The following is a 16,298-nucleotide window of genomic DNA, read 5'->3' as shown; positions in this document are numbered from 1 at the left end:
CGTTCACACGGAGGGGAGTACTCCCTGACTGCGGCGCACCCGTCAGTACGGACCGGTCAGGTCCCGGGTCGTCGGCCCCGCGCGGGTGGAAGAGACCTCCGGCAGCGACAACGCTGATTGTGTTTGCCGTCAATAAATGCCGGAGGACGTGGTGGACGTTTCCATGGGCCTGTGGGTCCTGACCATTCTGGGCCTCGCCGCCCTGATCGCCGTCGACTTCTTCATCGGGCGCAAGCCCCATGAGGTGTCGATCAAGGAAGCCGGTATCTGGACCGCGGTCTGGATCGCCCTGGCGGGCCTGTTCGGCCTGGGGCTCCTCGTCTTCGGGGGCGGGCAGCCGGCGGGCGAGTTCTTCGCCGGGTTCATCACCGAGAAGTCGCTCAGCGTCGACAATCTGTTCGTCTTCGTCCTGATCATGGCGAAGTTCGCGGTGCCGGCCCAGTACCAGCAGCGCGTGCTGCTGGTCGGCGTGCTCATAGCCCTGGTCCTGCGGGCCGTCTTCATCGCCGCGGGAGCCGCGATCATCGCCAGCTTCTCCTGGGTGTTCTTCCTGTTCGGCGCCTTCCTCATCTGGACCGCCTGGAAGCTGATCAAGGAAGCCCGCGCGGACCAGGAGGACGAGGAGTACGAGGAGAACAAGCTGCTCAAGGCCGCCGAGCGCAGGTTCGGTGTCGCCGACCGGTACCACGGCACCAAGCTGTGGATCCAGCAGAACGGCAAGCGGGTCATGACCCCGATGCTGGTGGTGATGCTCGCCATCGGCACCACGGACGTCCTGTTCGCCCTGGACTCCATCCCCGCGATCTTCGGCCTGACCCAGGACCCCTACATCGTCTTCACCGCCAACGCCTTCGCCCTGATGGGCCTGCGACAGCTGTACTTCCTCATCGGTGGCCTGCTCAAGAAGCTGGTCCACCTCTCCTACGGCCTGTCGATCATCCTCGGCTTCATCGGCGTCAAGCTGGTCCTGCACGCGCTGCACGAGACCGGTGTCCACGTCCCCGAGATCAGCATCCCCGTCTCACTCGGCGTGATCTGCGCCGTCCTGGTCGTCACCACGATCACCAGCCTCATCGCCACCAGGAAGCAGGCCGCCGCCGAGGCGGCGCGCACCGACGGCGCGAGGACCTCCAAAGACGGCATCGATGTCTGACCGCGCCGCAACGGACGACGTCCGATAGGCGTACCCCCCACCTGGGCGCGCGCGTCCGCACTCGTCAGGGGAAGCGGTGGTCCGGCCCGCCGGGGCCGGGCCACCGCACCGGAAAGGATGAGAGGCAATCCGGAAAGAACGGAATGCGAACCCTGAACGTCTCTGCGAGCATCGCGGCATGGTCACTCGGCTGCGGTCGCTCACTGCGCAATGGACGATCATCGTGCCGGTGCTCGCGGTCGTCCTGCTGGTCCTCACCTGGGGCCGTGACCTGCCCGGCGCGATCGTCGCCCTGGTGACCCTGGTGCTCGCCGGATCCGTCCTGGCAGCTGTGCACCACGCCGAGGTGGTGGCCCACCGGGCCGGTGAGCCCTTCGGATCCCTGGTGCTCGCCATCGCCGTCACGATCATCGAGGTGGCCCTGATCGTCACCCTGATGGTCGACGGCGGCGACAAGAGCGCCAGCCTGGCCCGGGACACCGTCTTCGCCGCCGTGATGATCACCTGCAACGGCATCGTCGGCATCTGCCTGCTGGTCGCGTCCCTGCGGCACGGCATCGCGGTCTTCAACGCCGAGGGCACCGGCGCCGCCCTCGCGACCGTGGCCACACTCGCCACGCTCAGCCTGGTCCTGCCGACCTTCACCACGAGCAAGCCCGGGCCCGAGTTCTCCACCGTGCAACTGACGTTCGCGGCACTGTCCTCGCTCATCCTCTACGGCTTGTTCGTCGCCACCCAGACCGTGCGTCACCGGGACTACTTCCTGCCGATCACCCGGCAGGGCGAGGTCATCTCCGGCGACGACCACGCCGCGCCCCCGTCGGCCCGCACCGCCGGCATCAGCCTCGGCCTGCTCGGTCTGGCCCTCATCGGTGTGGTCGGTCTGGCCAAGGGAGTGTCGCCCACCATCGAGTCGGGAGTCGCGGCGGCGGGCCTGCACCAGGCCGTAGTCGGTGTCGTCATCGCGTTGCTCGTCCTGCTCCCCGAGACGATCGCCGCGCTGCGCGCCGCCCGCCGCGACCGCGTGCAGACCAGTCTCAACCTGGCGCTCGGCTCCGCGATGGCCAGCATCGGCCTGACCATCCCGGCGGTGGCGCTCGCCTCCGTGTGGCTCTCCGGGCCGCTCGTCCTCGGCCTCGGTCCGACCCACATGCTGCTGCTCGCGCTCACCGTCGTCGTCGCCTCCCTGACGGTGGTACCGGGCCGTGCCACACCCTTGCAGGGCGGCGTCCACCTGGTGCTGTTCGCCGCCTACCTGGAACTGGCGATCAATCCCTAGCCCGGCGCGGAGCGACCGGTCGGCAGAAGCTCCGCGGGCCCGGTCATCCCGTGGCCGGTTCCGCGGCCGGCGCGGTGAGCGGCCGCGTCTCCGGCAGCAGTGCGAAGCAGCCCAGGCTGAGCAGCGAGATGCCCGTCAGGTACACGCCCACGCCCCAGGGCACGCGCCCGCTGTGTTCCGCGAGGGCCGTCGCCACGATCGGGGTCAGGGCGCCGCCTAGGACGCCCCCGAGGTTGTAGCCGACCGCGGCGCCGGTGCAGCGCACCCGGGCGTCGTACAGCTCCGGCAGGTAGGCGGCGATCACCGCGAACATGGTGATGAAGCCGAGCAGCGCGCCCAGGACACCGACGAACATCAGCAGCGGCTCGCCGGTGGCCAGCAGCGCGACCATCGGCAGCATCCACAGGGCACAGGCAGTGCAGCCGGCCAGACACATGGTCCGGCGCCCGAAGCGGTCGCCGCCCAGCGCCATGAGGGGCGTGAGCGCGCCCTTCACCACGACGGCGGCCATGACGCAGGTGAGCATGACCGTCCGGCTCACACCGAGCTGCTCCGTCGCGTACGCCAGCGACCAGGTCGTCACCGCGTAGAACACCGCGTACCCCGCTGCCAGCGCCCCGGCGGTCAGCAGCACCAGCCGTCCGTGATGGCGTACGACCTCCACGAGCGGCACGCGCGCGTGGTCGTCGATCTCCAGGAACCGCGGGCTCTCCGCGAGCGACGAGCGCAGCCACAGCCCGGCCAGGGCCAGCACCCCGGCCGCCCAGAACGGCACCCGCCACCCCCACCGGACGAACTCCGCGTCGGACAGCGTCGCGGACAGCGCCAGCACCGTGCCGTTGGCGAGCACGAAGCCGACCGCGGGACCCACCTGGGGAAAGGACGACCACAGCGCCCGCCGGTGCGCGGGCGCGTGCTCGGCGGTCAGCAGCACCGCCCCGCCCCACTCGCCACCGAGCCCAAGACCCTGCAGGAAGCGCAGGACGAGCAGCAGCACGGGCGCCGCCGTCCCCAGCGTCGCGTACGACGGCACGCAGCCGACCGCCACGGTCGAGGCGCCGGTCAGCAGCAGCGAGAGCATGAGCACCGGCCGCCGCCCGCGCCGGTCGCCGAGATGCCCGAACAGCACCGAACCCAGCGGGCGGGCCACGAACCCCACCCCGAACGTCGCGAACGCCGCCAGCACACCGGCGACCGGCGAGAACGTCGGGAAGAACAGCGGCCCGAGGACCAGGGCCGCCGCTGTGCCGTAGACGAAGAAGTCGTAGAACTCGATGGCCGTTCCGACGAGGGAGGCGGCAGCGAGGCGTGGCATGGACGGAGCGCTCACGGTGCGTAGAGCCTGCATGCCATGTCAACTACCGTCAGTGACTCACCGTTACGGGCGTGCGGGAGCGATCGTTCACGGGGGCGCGTGCGCCCGTGCAGCGGGGGTGCGCGGCCCCTCGGCCGCTCCGGACGGCGTGATAGACCGGGGCCAGCGGCGGTGGTCGAAGCACCGCCCCGAACGGACCGGAGGAACCGTGCCCCGCACCCTGGCCAACGCCCCGATCATGATCCTTAACGGGCCGAACCTGAACCTGCTCGGCCAGCGGCAGCCCGAGATCTACGGCAAGGACACGCTGGCCGACGTCGAGGCGCTGTGCGCCAAGGCGGCGGCGGCGCACGGCGGCACGGTGGACTTCCGGCAGTCCAACCAGGAGGGCGAACTCGTCGACTGGATCCACGAGGCCCGCCTGAACCACTGCGGCATCGTCATCAACCCCGGCGCCTACTCGCACACGTCGGTCGCGATCCTGGACGCGCTCAACACCTGTGACGGCATGCCCGTGCTGGAGGTGCACATCTCCAACATCCACCAGCGCGAGTCGTTCCGGCACCACTCCTACGTCTCCCTGCGCGCCGACGGCGTGATCGCGGGCTGCGGGGTACAGGGCTATGCGTTCGGCGTGGAGCGGGTCGCGGCCCTGGCCGGGGCGGCGCAGGCCGACGCGTAGCGCGCGGGCGCCCTCACAGGCGCCCGGCGTCCACGACGCGCCGCAGGAACCGCCGCGTGCGCTCCCGCCGCGGGTCGGCGAAGACCTGCTCGGCGGTGCCGCGTTCCAGCACGACTCCGCCGTCCAGGAAGCAGACCTGATCGGCGACGTCCCGGGCGAAACCCATCTCGTGCGTGGCCAGCACCATGGTCATGCCCTCGTCCTTGAGTCCCCGCACCACGTCGAGCACCTCGCCGACCAGTTCGGGGTCGAGCGCGGCCGTGATCTCGTCCAGGAGCAGCAGCCGCGGCCGTACGGCGAGGGCCCGTACGATCGCGGCACGCTGCTGCTGGCCGCCGCTGAGCCGGTCCGGGTAGGCGTCCGCCTTCTCGGCCAGTCCGAGGCGCTCCAGCAGCTCCCGGGCCCGTTCCTCGGCCTCCGCGCGGGGGACGCCGTGCACCCGGCGCGGAGCGAGCGTGACGTTGTCCAGCACGGTCATGTGCGGGAAGAGGTTGTACGCCTGGAAGACCACGCCGATCCGGCGCCGCACCGCGTCCTGGTCGGCATCCGGATCGGTGATCTCCTCGCCGTCGAGCCAGATCGCGCCGTCGTCGATCTCCTCCAGCAGGTTGGCGCAGCGCAGCAGCGTGGACTTGCCCGAGCCGGAGGCGCCGATCAGCGCGGTCACCGTGTGCGGGGCGACCTCCAGATCGACGTCGCGCAGCACGACCGAGCCGCCGAAGGTCTTGCGCACGGACTCCAGACGCAGGACGGATACGTCGCTCATAGGGCTCCTCCCTGGGCCCGCCGCCGGTCCATCCGGGCCGTCACCCAGTCCGTGAAGCGGGTCATCGGGATGGTCAGCGCCACGAACACCAGCCCCGCGACGATGTACGGCGTGTAGTTCAGACTGCGGCCCACGATGATGTCGGCCGCGCGTACGGCGTCCACCGCGCCGCCGATCGACACCAGACCCGTGTCCTTCTGCAACGACACCAGGTCGTTCAGGAGGGGCGGCACCTGCCGGCGCACCGCCTGCGGCAGCACGACGTAGCGCAGCGCCTGCCGGTTGGTCAGGCCCAGCGAACGCGCCGCCGCGCGCTGGGACGGGTGGACGGACTCGATGCCGGCCCGGAACACCTCCGCCACGTAGGCCGAGTACGTCAGCGTCAGCGCCGTGCCGCCGAGCAGCACCGGATCGACCGTGACCCCTTGCAGCCGCAGCGCGGGCACACCCAGCACCACGATCATCAGATTGATGATGAGTGGCAGTCCGCGGAAGAAGTCGGTGTACGCCGCCGCCAGCACCCGGAGCGGGAAGAACACCGGACCGCGCAGGGTGCGGGCGATGGCGATCAGCATGCCGAGGACCAGGACGGCGGCACCGCAGACCAGCAGCAGCCGGAGGTTCAGCCACAGCCCTTCGAAAACCTTCGGCAGCGTCTCGCGCGCGTACGCGGCACTGAAGAACGTCTCCTTGGTTCGCGGCCAGCCCGGCGCGCTGACGACGACCAGATACAGCACGACGGCCGTGACCAGGGTCGAGAGCGCCGCGACGGCCGTGGCGCGACGGGCACGCGCGCGTGTACGGCGTTCGCGCTCCAGACGGCGCTCGGAAGGGACGTAGCCGTCGTCGTCCGCACCGGCGCCGTCGGGCATGTCGCCCTCGTCGTCCGCCCCCTCCGGGGCCGCCTCTCCCTTGGTGACCGTCACTTGAGCACCGGCGCGTCGACCGCGTCGGAGAGCCACTGCTTCTCCAGCTTCGCCAGGGTGCCGTCCTTGCGCAGGGCGTCGACGGCTCCGCTCACGCACGAGGTGAGCGCGCTGCCCTTGTCGAGCACGAGCCCGAACTGCTCCGGCGTACCGCCCTGGTTCTCGAACTGACCCACGATCTTCGCGTTCGTCACCTCGGCCGCGGTGATGTAGAACGCGGTCGGCAGGTCGGTGACGATGGCGTCCACCTGGCCGTTCCTGAGGGCGGACTTGGCCTGGTCGTTCTTGGCGTAGACGGCGGCCTGCCGCTTCGGCTGCACCACGTCGTCGATGTAGTCGAGGCTTGTCGTGCCCACCTGCGCGCCCAGCTTGAGGTTCTTCAGGTCCGTGAGGCTGGTCGCCTTCGCGGCCGTGCTGCCCTTGAGCGCGACGACCGCCTGGCGCACGTCGTAGTAGCCCGAGGAGAAGTCCACGGCCTTCCTGCGCTCGTCGCTGATCGACACCTGGTTGATGTCGAAGTCGAAGTCCTTCACGCCCGGCGCGAACGCCTTGTTGAACGGCACGCTCTGCCATACGACCGCGCTCTTGTCGTACCCGAGCCGCTTCGCCACGGCGTACGCGACCGCCGACTCGAAGCCCTGCCCGTTGGCCGGCTTGTCGTCCTTGAACCACGGCTCGTAGGCGGGCTCGTCCGTGGCGACCGTCAGCTTGCCGGACGCCTTGGTGGCCAGTTCGCCCCGCGCACAGCTCTTCGCGGCCGACCCGGACGGGGAGGCCGACGCCTTCTCCTCGGGCTGCGGAGCGCAGCCGACGGCGGTGGCGAGCAGGGCTGTGACGACGGCGACTACCGCGCGGCGCGCGGCGCGAGGAGCAGGGTGCATGGCGGGAGATTGACAGCGAACTCGGTGTTTGTCGAGGTCACGATCACATCTGTCCGCATAGTGGGAACGGGTGTTGCGGGCGTGTGAACACCGGCCGTGCCCAGGTGTTCCTGCCTGGGCCGCCGGCCGAGGGCGGGGTTGGCAGACCGGCGGCCCATACCGCCCAGGAGCCGTCATCCGGGGCGGGGCTGCCACCAGTTGACCGCGTATCGTCCCGGCGCGGGAGCGCGCACGGAAGCCCGGCCCGCGCGAAGTCTTCACATGGGGCGCGTGGCGGAGCGTGCGCCGGGCGCACGGTCAGGTTGCGCGCCCGGCGCACTCGCCAGAGGCGGGGTGCGCCGGTCCGCGCGGCTGTCGGACCGTCGCCGCCGTCACCACCCGCGCGCGTGCCACTCCGGCAGATGCGGCCGTTCCGCGCCGAGCGAGGTGTCGTTGCCATGCCCCGGGTACACCCAGGTCTCGTCCGGCAGCACGTCGAAGATCTTCGTCTCCACGTCGTGGATCAGGCTGGCGAACGCCTGCGCGTCCTTGCGCGTGTTGCCGACACCGCCCGGGAAGAGGCAGTCGCCGGTGAAGACGTGGGGGTGTCCGTGCGGGTCGTCGTAGACCAGCGCGATCGACCCCGGCGTGTGCCCGACCAGATGGCGCGCGGTGAGTTCCACGTGCCCCACCCTGATGACGTCGCCGTCGTCGACGGGGACGTCGGTCGGCACCGGGATGCCGGACGCGTCCTCCCGGCCGGCGTACGTGCGCGCGCCCGTGGCGGCGACCACCGCGGCCAGCGCCTGCCAGTGGTCACCGTGCTGGTGCGTGGTGACGACGGAGGCGATGCCGTCGTCACCGATCATGCCGAGGAGCGTCTCCGCCTCGTTGGCGGCGTCGATCAGAAGCTGCTCGTCGGTGGCCCGGCAGCGCAGCAGATAGGCGTTGTTGTCCATCGAGCCGACCGCGATCTTGGTGATCATCAGGTCTTTCAGCTCGTGCACGTCAGCCGGTCCGCCGACCCTGACCTCTCCGGTGTACGTCATGACGATCAGCCTATAGCGGGGCGGCGCCAGCGGACTGCCGTCGCCCTGTCGGGGAGAGGGTTCCGGGACGGCCCACGGAGGCGGGCCGGGCGATGCGAGCGGCCACGGCACCTCAGAACGTCGGCACCTCGGGGCGCCGGCACCTCGGAGCGCCGGCACCTCAGAGGGGCGGCAGCTTCGGGAGCGTTCCGTCCCGTACGTCCAGCGCGGCTCCGTCGCGGCGGCCGGCGAGCCAGCCGACCAGGTCCGCCGGCCGGCCGCTGACCGTGATCGCGGGCTCGTCCGCGGTCCGTCCGGTGCTCCACGCACGCGTGCCGTCCGTCACACGGGTCGCCGGTACCTCGGGATGCCCGGCGAACCGCCGCGTGAGGAAGCCGATCTCCCGTTCGGTGAACTCGGGCGGAAGATCCTCCAGCTCGTAGCCGATCCCCAGGTCCACGTGGTGCAGATCCACTTCGACCCACCGCCGGAACGGCACTCCGGACGCGGAGTCGGTGACGCCGTTGCGCAGCTCCACCGTGCGCGCCCAGTCCGCGGACACGTCCCCCAGGGCCTGGAAGCGGGCGTCGCTCTCGCGCAGGTCGGCGAGCTGGACGTCGAGCGCGCGCGTCGCGTCGCGCGCGATGTCGGCGTCCCGCGCGTCGGCGCTCTCGTACATGGGGCGGCCCTCGAGAACATTCACGAGCGCGTCGGCGTTACGGGCGAGATGGGCGAGGACGTGTCCGCGGCTCCAGCCGGGAAGCCGTGACGGCTCGGCGAGCGAGGCGTTGTCCAATTGGGCGACAGCGTTGAGGAGCCGCTCGGTCGCGTCACGTACACATGCCAGGTCATGAGCGTGATCAATCATGGTGCTGACCCTAGCCGTGCCACACCTTCGGGTGAAGGTGGTGAACCTCGCCCGCAAATCGAATGCGCGTGCTATATCGTCGAAGGCGGCGTCGGGCATGCTGGAAGGCCGGGGGTTGTTATGCAACCGGGCAATCCGACCGGCGTTGTCAGTGGCTCCCCCTAGTCTGAAGAAGCACGGGGGCCTCGCCCCTGTCACTTCTCTCAAGAAAGGTGCGGACCGGCGTGGCCGACCGTCTCATCGTCCGTGGCGCGCGCGAGCACAACCTGAAGAATGTCTCGCTCGACCTGCCTCGTGACTCGCTCATCGTCTTCACGGGCCTGTCCGGGTCGGGCAAGTCCTCCCTGGCCTTCGACACGATCTTCGCCGAGGGCCAGCGGCGCTATGTGGAATCGCTCTCCTCGTACGCCCGGCAGTTCCTGGGCCAGATGGACAAGCCCGACGTCGACTTCATCGAGGGTCTGTCCCCGGCGGTCTCCATCGACCAGAAGTCGACCTCGCGCAACCCGCGCTCCACGGTCGGCACCATCACCGAGGTCTACGACTACCTGCGTCTGCTCTTCGCGCGCATCGGCAAGCCGCACTGCCCCGAGTGCGGACGCCCGATCTCGCGCCAGTCACCGCAGGCCATCGTGGACCGGGTCCTGGAGCTGCCGGAGGGGAGCCGCTTCCAGGTGCTGTCGCCGCTGGTGCGCGAGCGCAAGGGCGAGTTCGTCGACCTCTTCGCCGACCTCCAGACCAAGGGCTACTCCCGCGCGCGGGTGGACGGCACGACCATCCAGCTCGCCGAGCCGCCGACGCTGAAGAAGCAGGAGAAGCACACCATCGAGGTGGTCGTGGACCGCCTCACGGTGAAGGACTCCGCCAAGCGCCGCCTCACCGACTCCGTGGAGACCGCCCTCGGCCTGTCCGGCGGCATGGTCGTGCTCGACTTCGTGGACCTCCCCGAGGACGATCCCGAGCGCGAGCGCATGTACTCGGAGCACCTGTACTGCGCGTACGACGACCTGTCCTTCGAGGAGCTGGAGCCCCGCTCCTTCTCCTTCAACTCGCCCTTCGGCGCCTGCCCCGAGTGCACGGGCATCGGCACGCGCATGGAGGTCGACCCCGACCTCATCGTCCTGGACCCCGACAAGTCCCTGGACGAAGGGGCCATTCACCCCTGGTCGCACGGGCACACCAAGGACTACTTCGGCCGCCTGATCGGCGCACTCGCCGACGCCCTCGGCTTCCGGACCGACATCCCCTTCGCGGGCCTGCCCCAGCGCGCCAAGAAGGCCCTGCTGTACGGCCACAAGACCCAGATCGAGGTCCGCTACCGCAACCGGTACGGCCGCGAGCGGGTGTACACCACCCCCTTCGAGGGCGCGGTGCCCTTCGTCAAGCGCCGCCACAGCGAGGCCGAGAGCGACACCAGCCGCGAGCGCTTCGAGGGCTACATGCGCGAGGTGCCCTGCCCCACCTGCGAGGGCACCCGCCTGAAGCCGATCGTCCTCGCGGTCACGATCATGGAGAAGTCGATCGCCGAGGTCTCCGCCATGTCGATCAGCGACTGCGCGGACTTCCTGGGCCGGCTGAAGCTGAACGCCCGAGACAAGAAGATCGCCGAGCGGGTGCTCAAGGAGGTCAACGAGCGGCTGCGCTTCCTCGTCGACGTCGGCCTGGACTACCTGTCGCTGAACCGCGCGGCCGGCACCCTGTCCGGTGGCGAGGCCCAGCGGATCCGGCTGGCCACGCAGATCGGCTCCGGTCTCGTCGGTGTGCTGTACGTCCTGGACGAGCCGTCCATCGGCCTGCACCAGCGGGACAACCACCGGCTGATCGAGACGCTGGTCCGGCTGCGCGACATGGGCAACACGCTCATCGTGGTGGAGCACGACGAGGACACCATCAAGGTCGCCGACTGGGTCGTGGACATCGGCCCCGGCGCCGGTGAGCACGGCGGTAAGGTCGTGCACAGCGGCTCCCTGAAGGAACTGCTCGCCAACACCGAGTCGCAGACCGGCGCCTACCTCTCGGGCCGCAAGGCCATCCCGCTCCCGGACGTACGCCGGCCGCTCGACCCGTCCCGGCAGCTCACCGTGCGCGGCGCCCGCGAGAACAACCTCCAGGACATCGACGTGTCCTTCCCGCTGGGCGTGTTCACGGCCATCACGGGCGTCTCCGGCTCCGGCAAGTCCACGCTGGTCAACGACATCCTCTACACGCACCTGGCCCGCGAGCTGAACGGCGCGCGCAACGTCCCCGGGCGCCACACGCGCGTGGACGGCGACGACCTGGTCGACAAGGTCGTCCACGTCGACCAGTCGCCCATCGGCCGCACCCCGCGGTCCAACCCGGCGACGTACACGGGTGTCTTCGACCACATCCGCAAGCTGTTCGCCGAGACCACCGAGGCGAAGGTCCGGGGCTACCTGCCGGGCCGCTTCTCCTTCAACGTCAAGGGCGGCCGCTGCGAGAACTGCGCGGGCGACGGCACCATCAAGATCGAGATGAACTTCCTCCCGGACGTCTACGTCCCGTGCGAGGTCTGCCACGGCGCCCGGTACAACCGGGAGACCCTGGAGGTCCACTACAAGGGCAAGTCCATCACCGACGTGCTGAACATGCCGATCGAGGAGGCCACCGACTTCTTCGAGGCAGTCCCGGCCATCTCCCGGCACCTGCGCACCCTGAAGGACGTCGGCCTGGGCTACGTCCGCCTCGGCCAGTCCGCGACCACCCTCTCCGGCGGTGAGGCCCAGCGGGTCAAGCTCGCCAGCGAACTGCAGAAGCGGTCCACCGGACGCACGGTCTACGTACTGGACGAGCCGACGACCGGTCTGCACTTCGAGGACATCAGCAAGCTGCTGACGGTCCTCGGCGGCCTGGTCGACAAGGGCAACACGGTCATCGTCATCGAGCACAACCTCGACGTGATCAAGACCGCCGACTGGATCGTGGACATGGGTCCCGAGGGTGGCGCCGGCGGTGGCCTGGTGGTCGCCGAGGGCACGCCCGAGCAGGTCGCCGGGGTCCCGGCGAGCCACACCGGCAAGTTCCTGCGCGAGATCCTGGACGCCGACCGGATCAGCGACGCGGAGTCCGTGAAGGCACCGCGCCGCACGACCAGGAAGACGGCTTCCGCCCGATCGGCGCCGAAGAAGACGGTGACGGCCAAGGCCGACGCCGCGGCGACGAAGAAGGCCGCCACGACCAAGAAGGCGGCGCCCGCGAAGAAGACGACGCGGGCCCGCAAGGCCTGACCGCGCTGTCCGGACACGGTCCTGACATCTCATCAAAACGAGTGGTGCCCCGCGGGAACTCCCCGCGGGGCACCGCTCGTTCCACCATCAGACAGCCCGACCGGCCGTTCGGCAGGTTCCCCGGCCGCCGGTCCGGGAGCACCTTGACAAGAGCACAGAGTGACGCAGACGGCTCACCACACGCCCAACTCGGCCGCATACGGCGGCTCGGCCCCCGCCCGCGAGCAGGTGATCGCCGCCGCACGTGCCGCGAGGCGCAGCAGCCGCGCCCAGCCCTCCGTCCCGAGGGCCGCCAGTGCCTGCGGAGACAGCGCGTCCTGAGCCGACAAACCATGCAGCAGGGCCGCGTTCACCGTGTCACCGGCGCCGATCGTGTCCACGACGTCGACCTCCTCGCCCGGCACGGAAACCTCCCCGCCGGCCCGGGTGAACACGGTCAGCCCGTCACCGCCCCGGGTGACCACGACGGCCGACGGTCCCGCGGCCAGCCACTCGCGCGGGGTGCCGCCCAGCCAGGCGGCATCCTCGGCGGACAGCTTCAGCAGCGTCACCGAGGGCAGCCAGCTCTTGAAACGCGCTCGGTAGGCGTCCGCGTCCGGGATCAGCCCCGCCCGGACATTGGGGTCCAACGCCGTGAACAGGCCCTGTCCGGCCGCTGCCCGCATCAGCTCCTCATAGGCGCTCGCCCCGGGTTCCAGGACGAGCGAGCAGGTGCCGAAGGACACCGCGCGCGTGTCCTCGGGCAGCGTGACCGGAGTGGTGAAGAGACGGTCGGCGGTGCCGTCGACGTAGAAGGAGTAGGCCGCCGAGCCCCCGGCATCGAGGAGGGCCACCGCCAGGGTCGTCGGCTCGGGCCCGCGCTGCACCCCGGACACGTCGACTCCGGCCTGCCGCAACCCATCGAGCAGGGCCGCGCCGAAGGCGTCCGTGGAGGTCCGCGAGCAGAAGGCGGTGCGGGCGCCGAGCCGGCCGAGGGCCACGGCGGTGTTGTAGGGCCCGCCGCCGGGTGCCGGCTGCAAACCCGCGAGGGCGCCAGGGCCCTGCGGCACCAGGTCGATCAGTGCCTCTCCGGCGACGACGATCACGAGACGGTTCCCTTCTCGGACAGCGTGGATGAAGCGGCCGTCGCGGACTCCACGGTCCCGGACGGCTCCTCGGGGCACCCGCATGAGGTGCGGTGGACGAACGCGCAGGGCAGCCGCACCGTCCGGGCCGCCCGGTCCGGTTCGGCCAGTCGGTCCAGGAGGACCCGTACGGCCGTGGCGCCCAGTTCCCTGCTCGGCTGGGCGACGGCGGTGAGGCGGGGGGAGAACAGGTCGGCCCAGGCGAAGTCGTCGAAACAGCACAGGGCCAGGTCGCCCGGCACGGACCGGCCGTGCCGGCGCAGGGCACTCAGGGCGCCGATGGTCATCGCGTTGTTGGCGGTGACCAGCGCCGTGGGCGGATCGGACAGGCCGAGCAGCACGGCCGTGGCCTGTTCGGCACCGGAGGACTCGGAGTGGCCGGACACGATGAGCCGCTCGTCGTGAGCGAGCCCGGCGGCGGTCAGACCGTCCCGGTAGCCGGCGATGCGCTCACTGGTCGTACTGAGCCCGGGCAGACCCGCGACCAGACCGATCCGGCGGTGACCCAGCCCGGCGAGATGGGTGACGAGCCGGGCCGTCGGCTCGGCGCTTGCGGCGCAGACCTGGTCGAAGCGGGGCGTCCCCGCGCCGAAGCCGGTACCGGCCTCCTCCGTGCCGCCAGCCGCCTTGCTCGCCACCGCACGGTCGACCGCCGTGTCCTCCAGTACGCGCGGGTCGATCACCCGGTCGAGGAACACCGTGGGTACGGAGTGCCGGCGCAGATAGCGGACGAGGTCGTGCGGCTCTGCGGAGGGCGCGACGATCATGCCGTCCACCCGGCGCTCGTGGAGCAACTGGACGACCGTGCGCTCGTGCCGGGGATCGTCGTGCGGATCGGCGATCAGCAGGCTGTATCCCGCCTCCAGGGCGGCGGCCTCGACACCCTGGAGGATCTCCGTGAAGTAGGGGTTGCTGATGGCCGACACCGCGAGGCCGATGGAGCGGGTGCGGGCGGTGACCAGGGAGCGCGCGAGGGTGTTGGGCGTGTAGCCGAGGGTGTCGACGGCGTCGAGCACCGCCTGCCGTGTGTGCGGCAGCACCGGGCGCGTGCCGTTGAGCACGTGGGAGACGGTCGCCACGGACACCCCGGCGCACCGGGCGACATCCGTCATCGTGGCCATCGCTGCCTCCCTCTCCAGACCCGTCGAACGCGTCCCCGCGCTGACCGGGCGATGCATCGACCCCCACGCGGGGCGGCTTCCAGGCCGGGAAGGTACCCCATCGAGTACATATGCGTAAACGCTTACGCAAGCGTTTACGTCGTTTCAGCCCGGGGCCTCTGTCTCTTGGCCGCTGACCCGGCTCGCCTGCGATGTGTCTCCTGGCCGGGCTTGCCTGGGATGCCGCCCGCCACCGGACCACCGCCCACCCTCACCCGCCCCGGCCCCGCCCCCGGCCCGGCGGATCTGCCCGAGTATCGTCGCCCTCCACGCCCCTTGACCCGTGGAGTCCCAGATGCCCTCCCGCCCGTCCACCAGCCGCCGCACTGTTCTCCGAGGGGCCGCCACGGTCCCGGTCGCCGGGCTCGGCCTCGCCGCGTGCGCATCCCCGGGCGGCACTCCCGCGGCGATCCCCACGGCGCCGGTGGAGCTGGGAGCTGAGAGCGAGGTCGCCAAGGGCGGCGCCAAGCTGTACCGGGAGCAGAACGTGGTCGTCAGCCGGGGCGAGGACGGCGCCCTGAAGGCGTACGGCACGATCTGCACGCACGCGGGGTGCGCGATCAACAAGCTGGAGGACACGACACTGATCTGCCCCTGCCACGGCAGCCGGTTCGACGCGATGACCGGCAAGGTGGTCCAGTCCCCGGCCACCGCGCCCCTGCCCGCACTGTCGGTGAAGACGGACAAGGGCAGGATCGTCGCCGGTCCCGCCGACTGACGTGTGGGAGGAAGTGGGCCCGGCATGGTGACCCGCTCACTCCCAGTCCCAGGAGATGCCCACGATGCCGGGGCGTATCCGGGGTTCGACCACGTGAACGCAGTGGTGGGGCCCGGTGACGGACAGCTTCTGCCGGCCGCTGCGCGGGGCCGCCGGGGAGTGCTGGGCGAAGCGGTGGCAGCGCGTCGGGAGCGCGGCGGCGTCGAAGCGCACCTGCAGGGCGTACTGCCCGCCGGGGGTGCCGAAGCGGTGCAGGTACTCGCGGGAGGCCCCGGCCGTGCCGTCGTCGATGCCGTACCGGAACAGGAAGGTGTCGCCGCTGCGCAACCGGGTGCCGAAGAGCAGCTCGGCGACGAGGACACCGGAGTCCTGATCGAAGTGGACGCGGCCCGCGCGGCAGTTCTCCAGGGCCCGGACCCGCATGTCGCGCGGACTGCTGCCGGGGTCGCCGTGATGGACGGCGACGAAGCGGTCGACGCCGTCACGATGGGCCCGCACGATGTGGTGGGCCTCGCGCCCCGCCAGCTCGCGCCCGGGTCCGACGCGGACGCGTTCATGGTGGCCCAGGGTGTGCAGGCCGCCGTCGAGTGGCCAGTCCAGGTCGGCCCGGAGCCGGTCCAGGACGTCCGAGGCCTCGACCAGGGAGCGATAGGAGCGGCCGGCCGGGCGGCCGGGCGGCAAGGACTGGTCGGACTCGGCGAGCAGGCGGATCAGGGACTCGTCCGGGAGGTGGAGGATCTCCTCCAGCGCCCGGACGGCCCGCAGCGACTCGGGGCGCTGTGGCCGGCGGGCACCCTGCTGCCAGTAACTGAGGCTGGTGACGCCGACCTTGACCCCGTGCCGCGACAGATGGTGCTGGACACGCTGGAGCGGCAGTCCGCGTGCGGCGATGGCGGCGCGCAGCGCGACATGGAAGGGGCCGCCCCGCAGGGCCGTGTCCAGTTCCGCGAGGGGGACGTCCGCGTGTTCTGTGGCATGCGGCATGCCGACGGGCCTTTCTGTGAGATGTCACTACGGCTGGTCGGACCGTCTGCGCGGGTGTGCGGGGCCACCCCCGTGGGCGCCGGGGATGCCCGGGACGCCCGTGACTGTGCGCACCGCGCCCGTCCGCTGTGTGCACGGCCCCGAGTTCCCGTGCATTGAAGCGTGTTGACCAGACCCCGACAACACTTCC

Annotated in this window: 14 protein-coding genes; 5 read left to right on the top strand and 9 right to left on the bottom strand. The window is 70.8% G+C overall.

Annotated features, from left to right (window positions below; all coding sequences use genetic code 11):
- The first annotated feature begins 151 nt into the window (after positions 1-151).
- A complete protein-coding gene (locus NX794_RS19110; RefSeq protein WP_258779821.1) occupies positions 152-1,153 on the top strand; it encodes a TerC family protein in 1,002 nt (333 codons plus the stop codon).
- A 178-nt stretch (positions 1,154-1,331) separates the two neighbouring features.
- Positions 1,332-2,432: a calcium:cation antiporter gene (locus tag NX794_RS19105; RefSeq protein WP_258779784.1), complete on the top strand. Its 1,101-nt coding sequence runs from the start codon at positions 1,332-1,334 to the stop codon at positions 2,430-2,432.
- 43 nt (positions 2,433-2,475) lie between these two features.
- Here NX794_RS19105 and NX794_RS19100 read toward each other — a convergent pair whose 3' ends face one another.
- Complete coding sequence (locus NX794_RS19100) at positions 2,476-3,747, bottom strand: MFS transporter (protein ID WP_258779783.1); 1,272 nt, start codon at positions 3,745-3,747, stop codon at positions 2,476-2,478.
- 208 nt (positions 3,748-3,955) lie between these two features.
- Here NX794_RS19100 and aroQ point away from each other — a divergent pair, with 208 nt between their 5' ends.
- Positions 3,956-4,429 carry a type II 3-dehydroquinate dehydratase gene (gene aroQ / locus NX794_RS19095; protein ID WP_258779782.1) on the top strand — a complete coding sequence of 158 codons (474 nt, stop codon included), beginning with the start codon at positions 3,956-3,958 and terminating at the stop codon, positions 4,427-4,429.
- Between the two features lie 13 nt (positions 4,430-4,442).
- On the opposite strand, the gene NX794_RS19090 is transcribed toward aroQ, so the two are convergent.
- The 5 genes from NX794_RS19090 to NX794_RS19070 all read right to left on the bottom strand — a co-directional run bounded on the left by NX794_RS19090 (position 4,443) and on the right by NX794_RS19070 (position 8,877).
- Entirely contained in the window at positions 4,443-5,195 is a 753-nt protein-coding gene (locus NX794_RS19090; protein ID WP_258779781.1) for an amino acid ABC transporter ATP-binding protein, read from the bottom strand.
- Positions 5,192-6,067 (bottom strand): amino acid ABC transporter permease, encoded by an 876-nt coding sequence (locus NX794_RS19085; RefSeq protein ID WP_428985928.1) that lies wholly within the window; start codon positions 6,065-6,067, stop codon positions 5,192-5,194. Before NX794_RS19085 ends, NX794_RS19090 begins: the two co-directional genes overlap by 4 nt.
- A 50-nt stretch (positions 6,068-6,117) precedes the next feature.
- On the bottom strand, positions 6,118-7,002 hold the full coding sequence (locus NX794_RS19080; RefSeq protein ID WP_258779779.1) for an ABC transporter substrate-binding protein: 885 nt from the start codon (positions 7,000-7,002) through the stop codon (positions 6,118-6,120).
- 371 nt (positions 7,003-7,373) lie between these two features.
- A complete protein-coding gene (locus tag NX794_RS19075; protein WP_258779778.1) occupies positions 7,374-8,030 on the bottom strand; it encodes an MBL fold metallo-hydrolase in 657 nt (218 codons plus the stop codon).
- 160 nt (positions 8,031-8,190) lie between these two features.
- Positions 8,191-8,877 (bottom strand): maleylpyruvate isomerase family mycothiol-dependent enzyme, encoded by a 687-nt coding sequence (locus NX794_RS19070; RefSeq protein WP_258779777.1) that lies wholly within the window; start codon positions 8,875-8,877, stop codon positions 8,191-8,193.
- Positions 8,878-9,101: 224 nt separating this feature from the next.
- Here NX794_RS19070 and uvrA point away from each other — a divergent pair, with 224 nt between their 5' ends.
- Entirely contained in the window at positions 9,102-12,122 is a 3,021-nt protein-coding gene (uvrA, locus tag NX794_RS19065) for an excinuclease ABC subunit UvrA (protein WP_258779776.1), read from the top strand.
- A gap of 173 nt (positions 12,123-12,295) precedes the next feature.
- Here uvrA and NX794_RS19060 read toward each other — a convergent pair whose 3' ends face one another.
- Both NX794_RS19060 and NX794_RS19055 read right to left on the bottom strand, forming a co-directional pair.
- Positions 12,296-13,207, bottom strand: a complete 912-nt coding sequence (locus NX794_RS19060) for a carbohydrate kinase family protein (protein ID WP_258779775.1) — start codon at positions 13,205-13,207, stop codon at positions 12,296-12,298.
- Complete coding sequence (locus NX794_RS19055) at positions 13,204-14,367, bottom strand: LacI family DNA-binding transcriptional regulator (protein WP_258779774.1); 1,164 nt, start codon at positions 14,365-14,367, stop codon at positions 13,204-13,206. The genes NX794_RS19060 and NX794_RS19055 overlap by 4 nt, the downstream gene beginning before the upstream one ends.
- Before the next feature lie 334 nt (positions 14,368-14,701).
- Between NX794_RS19055 and NX794_RS19050 the strand changes: the two genes are divergently transcribed.
- Positions 14,702-15,124, top strand: coding sequence for a Rieske (2Fe-2S) protein (locus NX794_RS19050; RefSeq protein ID WP_258779773.1), 423 nt, complete (start codon positions 14,702-14,704; stop codon positions 15,122-15,124).
- A 36-nt stretch (positions 15,125-15,160) separates the two neighbouring features.
- On the opposite strand, the gene NX794_RS19045 is transcribed toward NX794_RS19050, so the two are convergent.
- Positions 15,161-16,108: a hypothetical protein gene (locus tag NX794_RS19045; protein ID WP_258779772.1), complete on the bottom strand. Its 948-nt coding sequence runs from the start codon at positions 16,106-16,108 to the stop codon at positions 15,161-15,163.
- Between the last annotated feature and the right edge of the window lie 190 nt (positions 16,109-16,298).

Source organism: Streptomyces pyxinicus (assembly GCF_024753135.1).
GTDB classification, from domain to species: Bacteria; Actinomycetota; Actinomycetes; order Streptomycetales; family Streptomycetaceae; genus Streptomyces; species Streptomyces pyxinicus.
The sequence above is the reverse complement of the archived record's forward strand: the minus strand, read 5'-3'. Positions and strand labels throughout refer to the sequence as shown.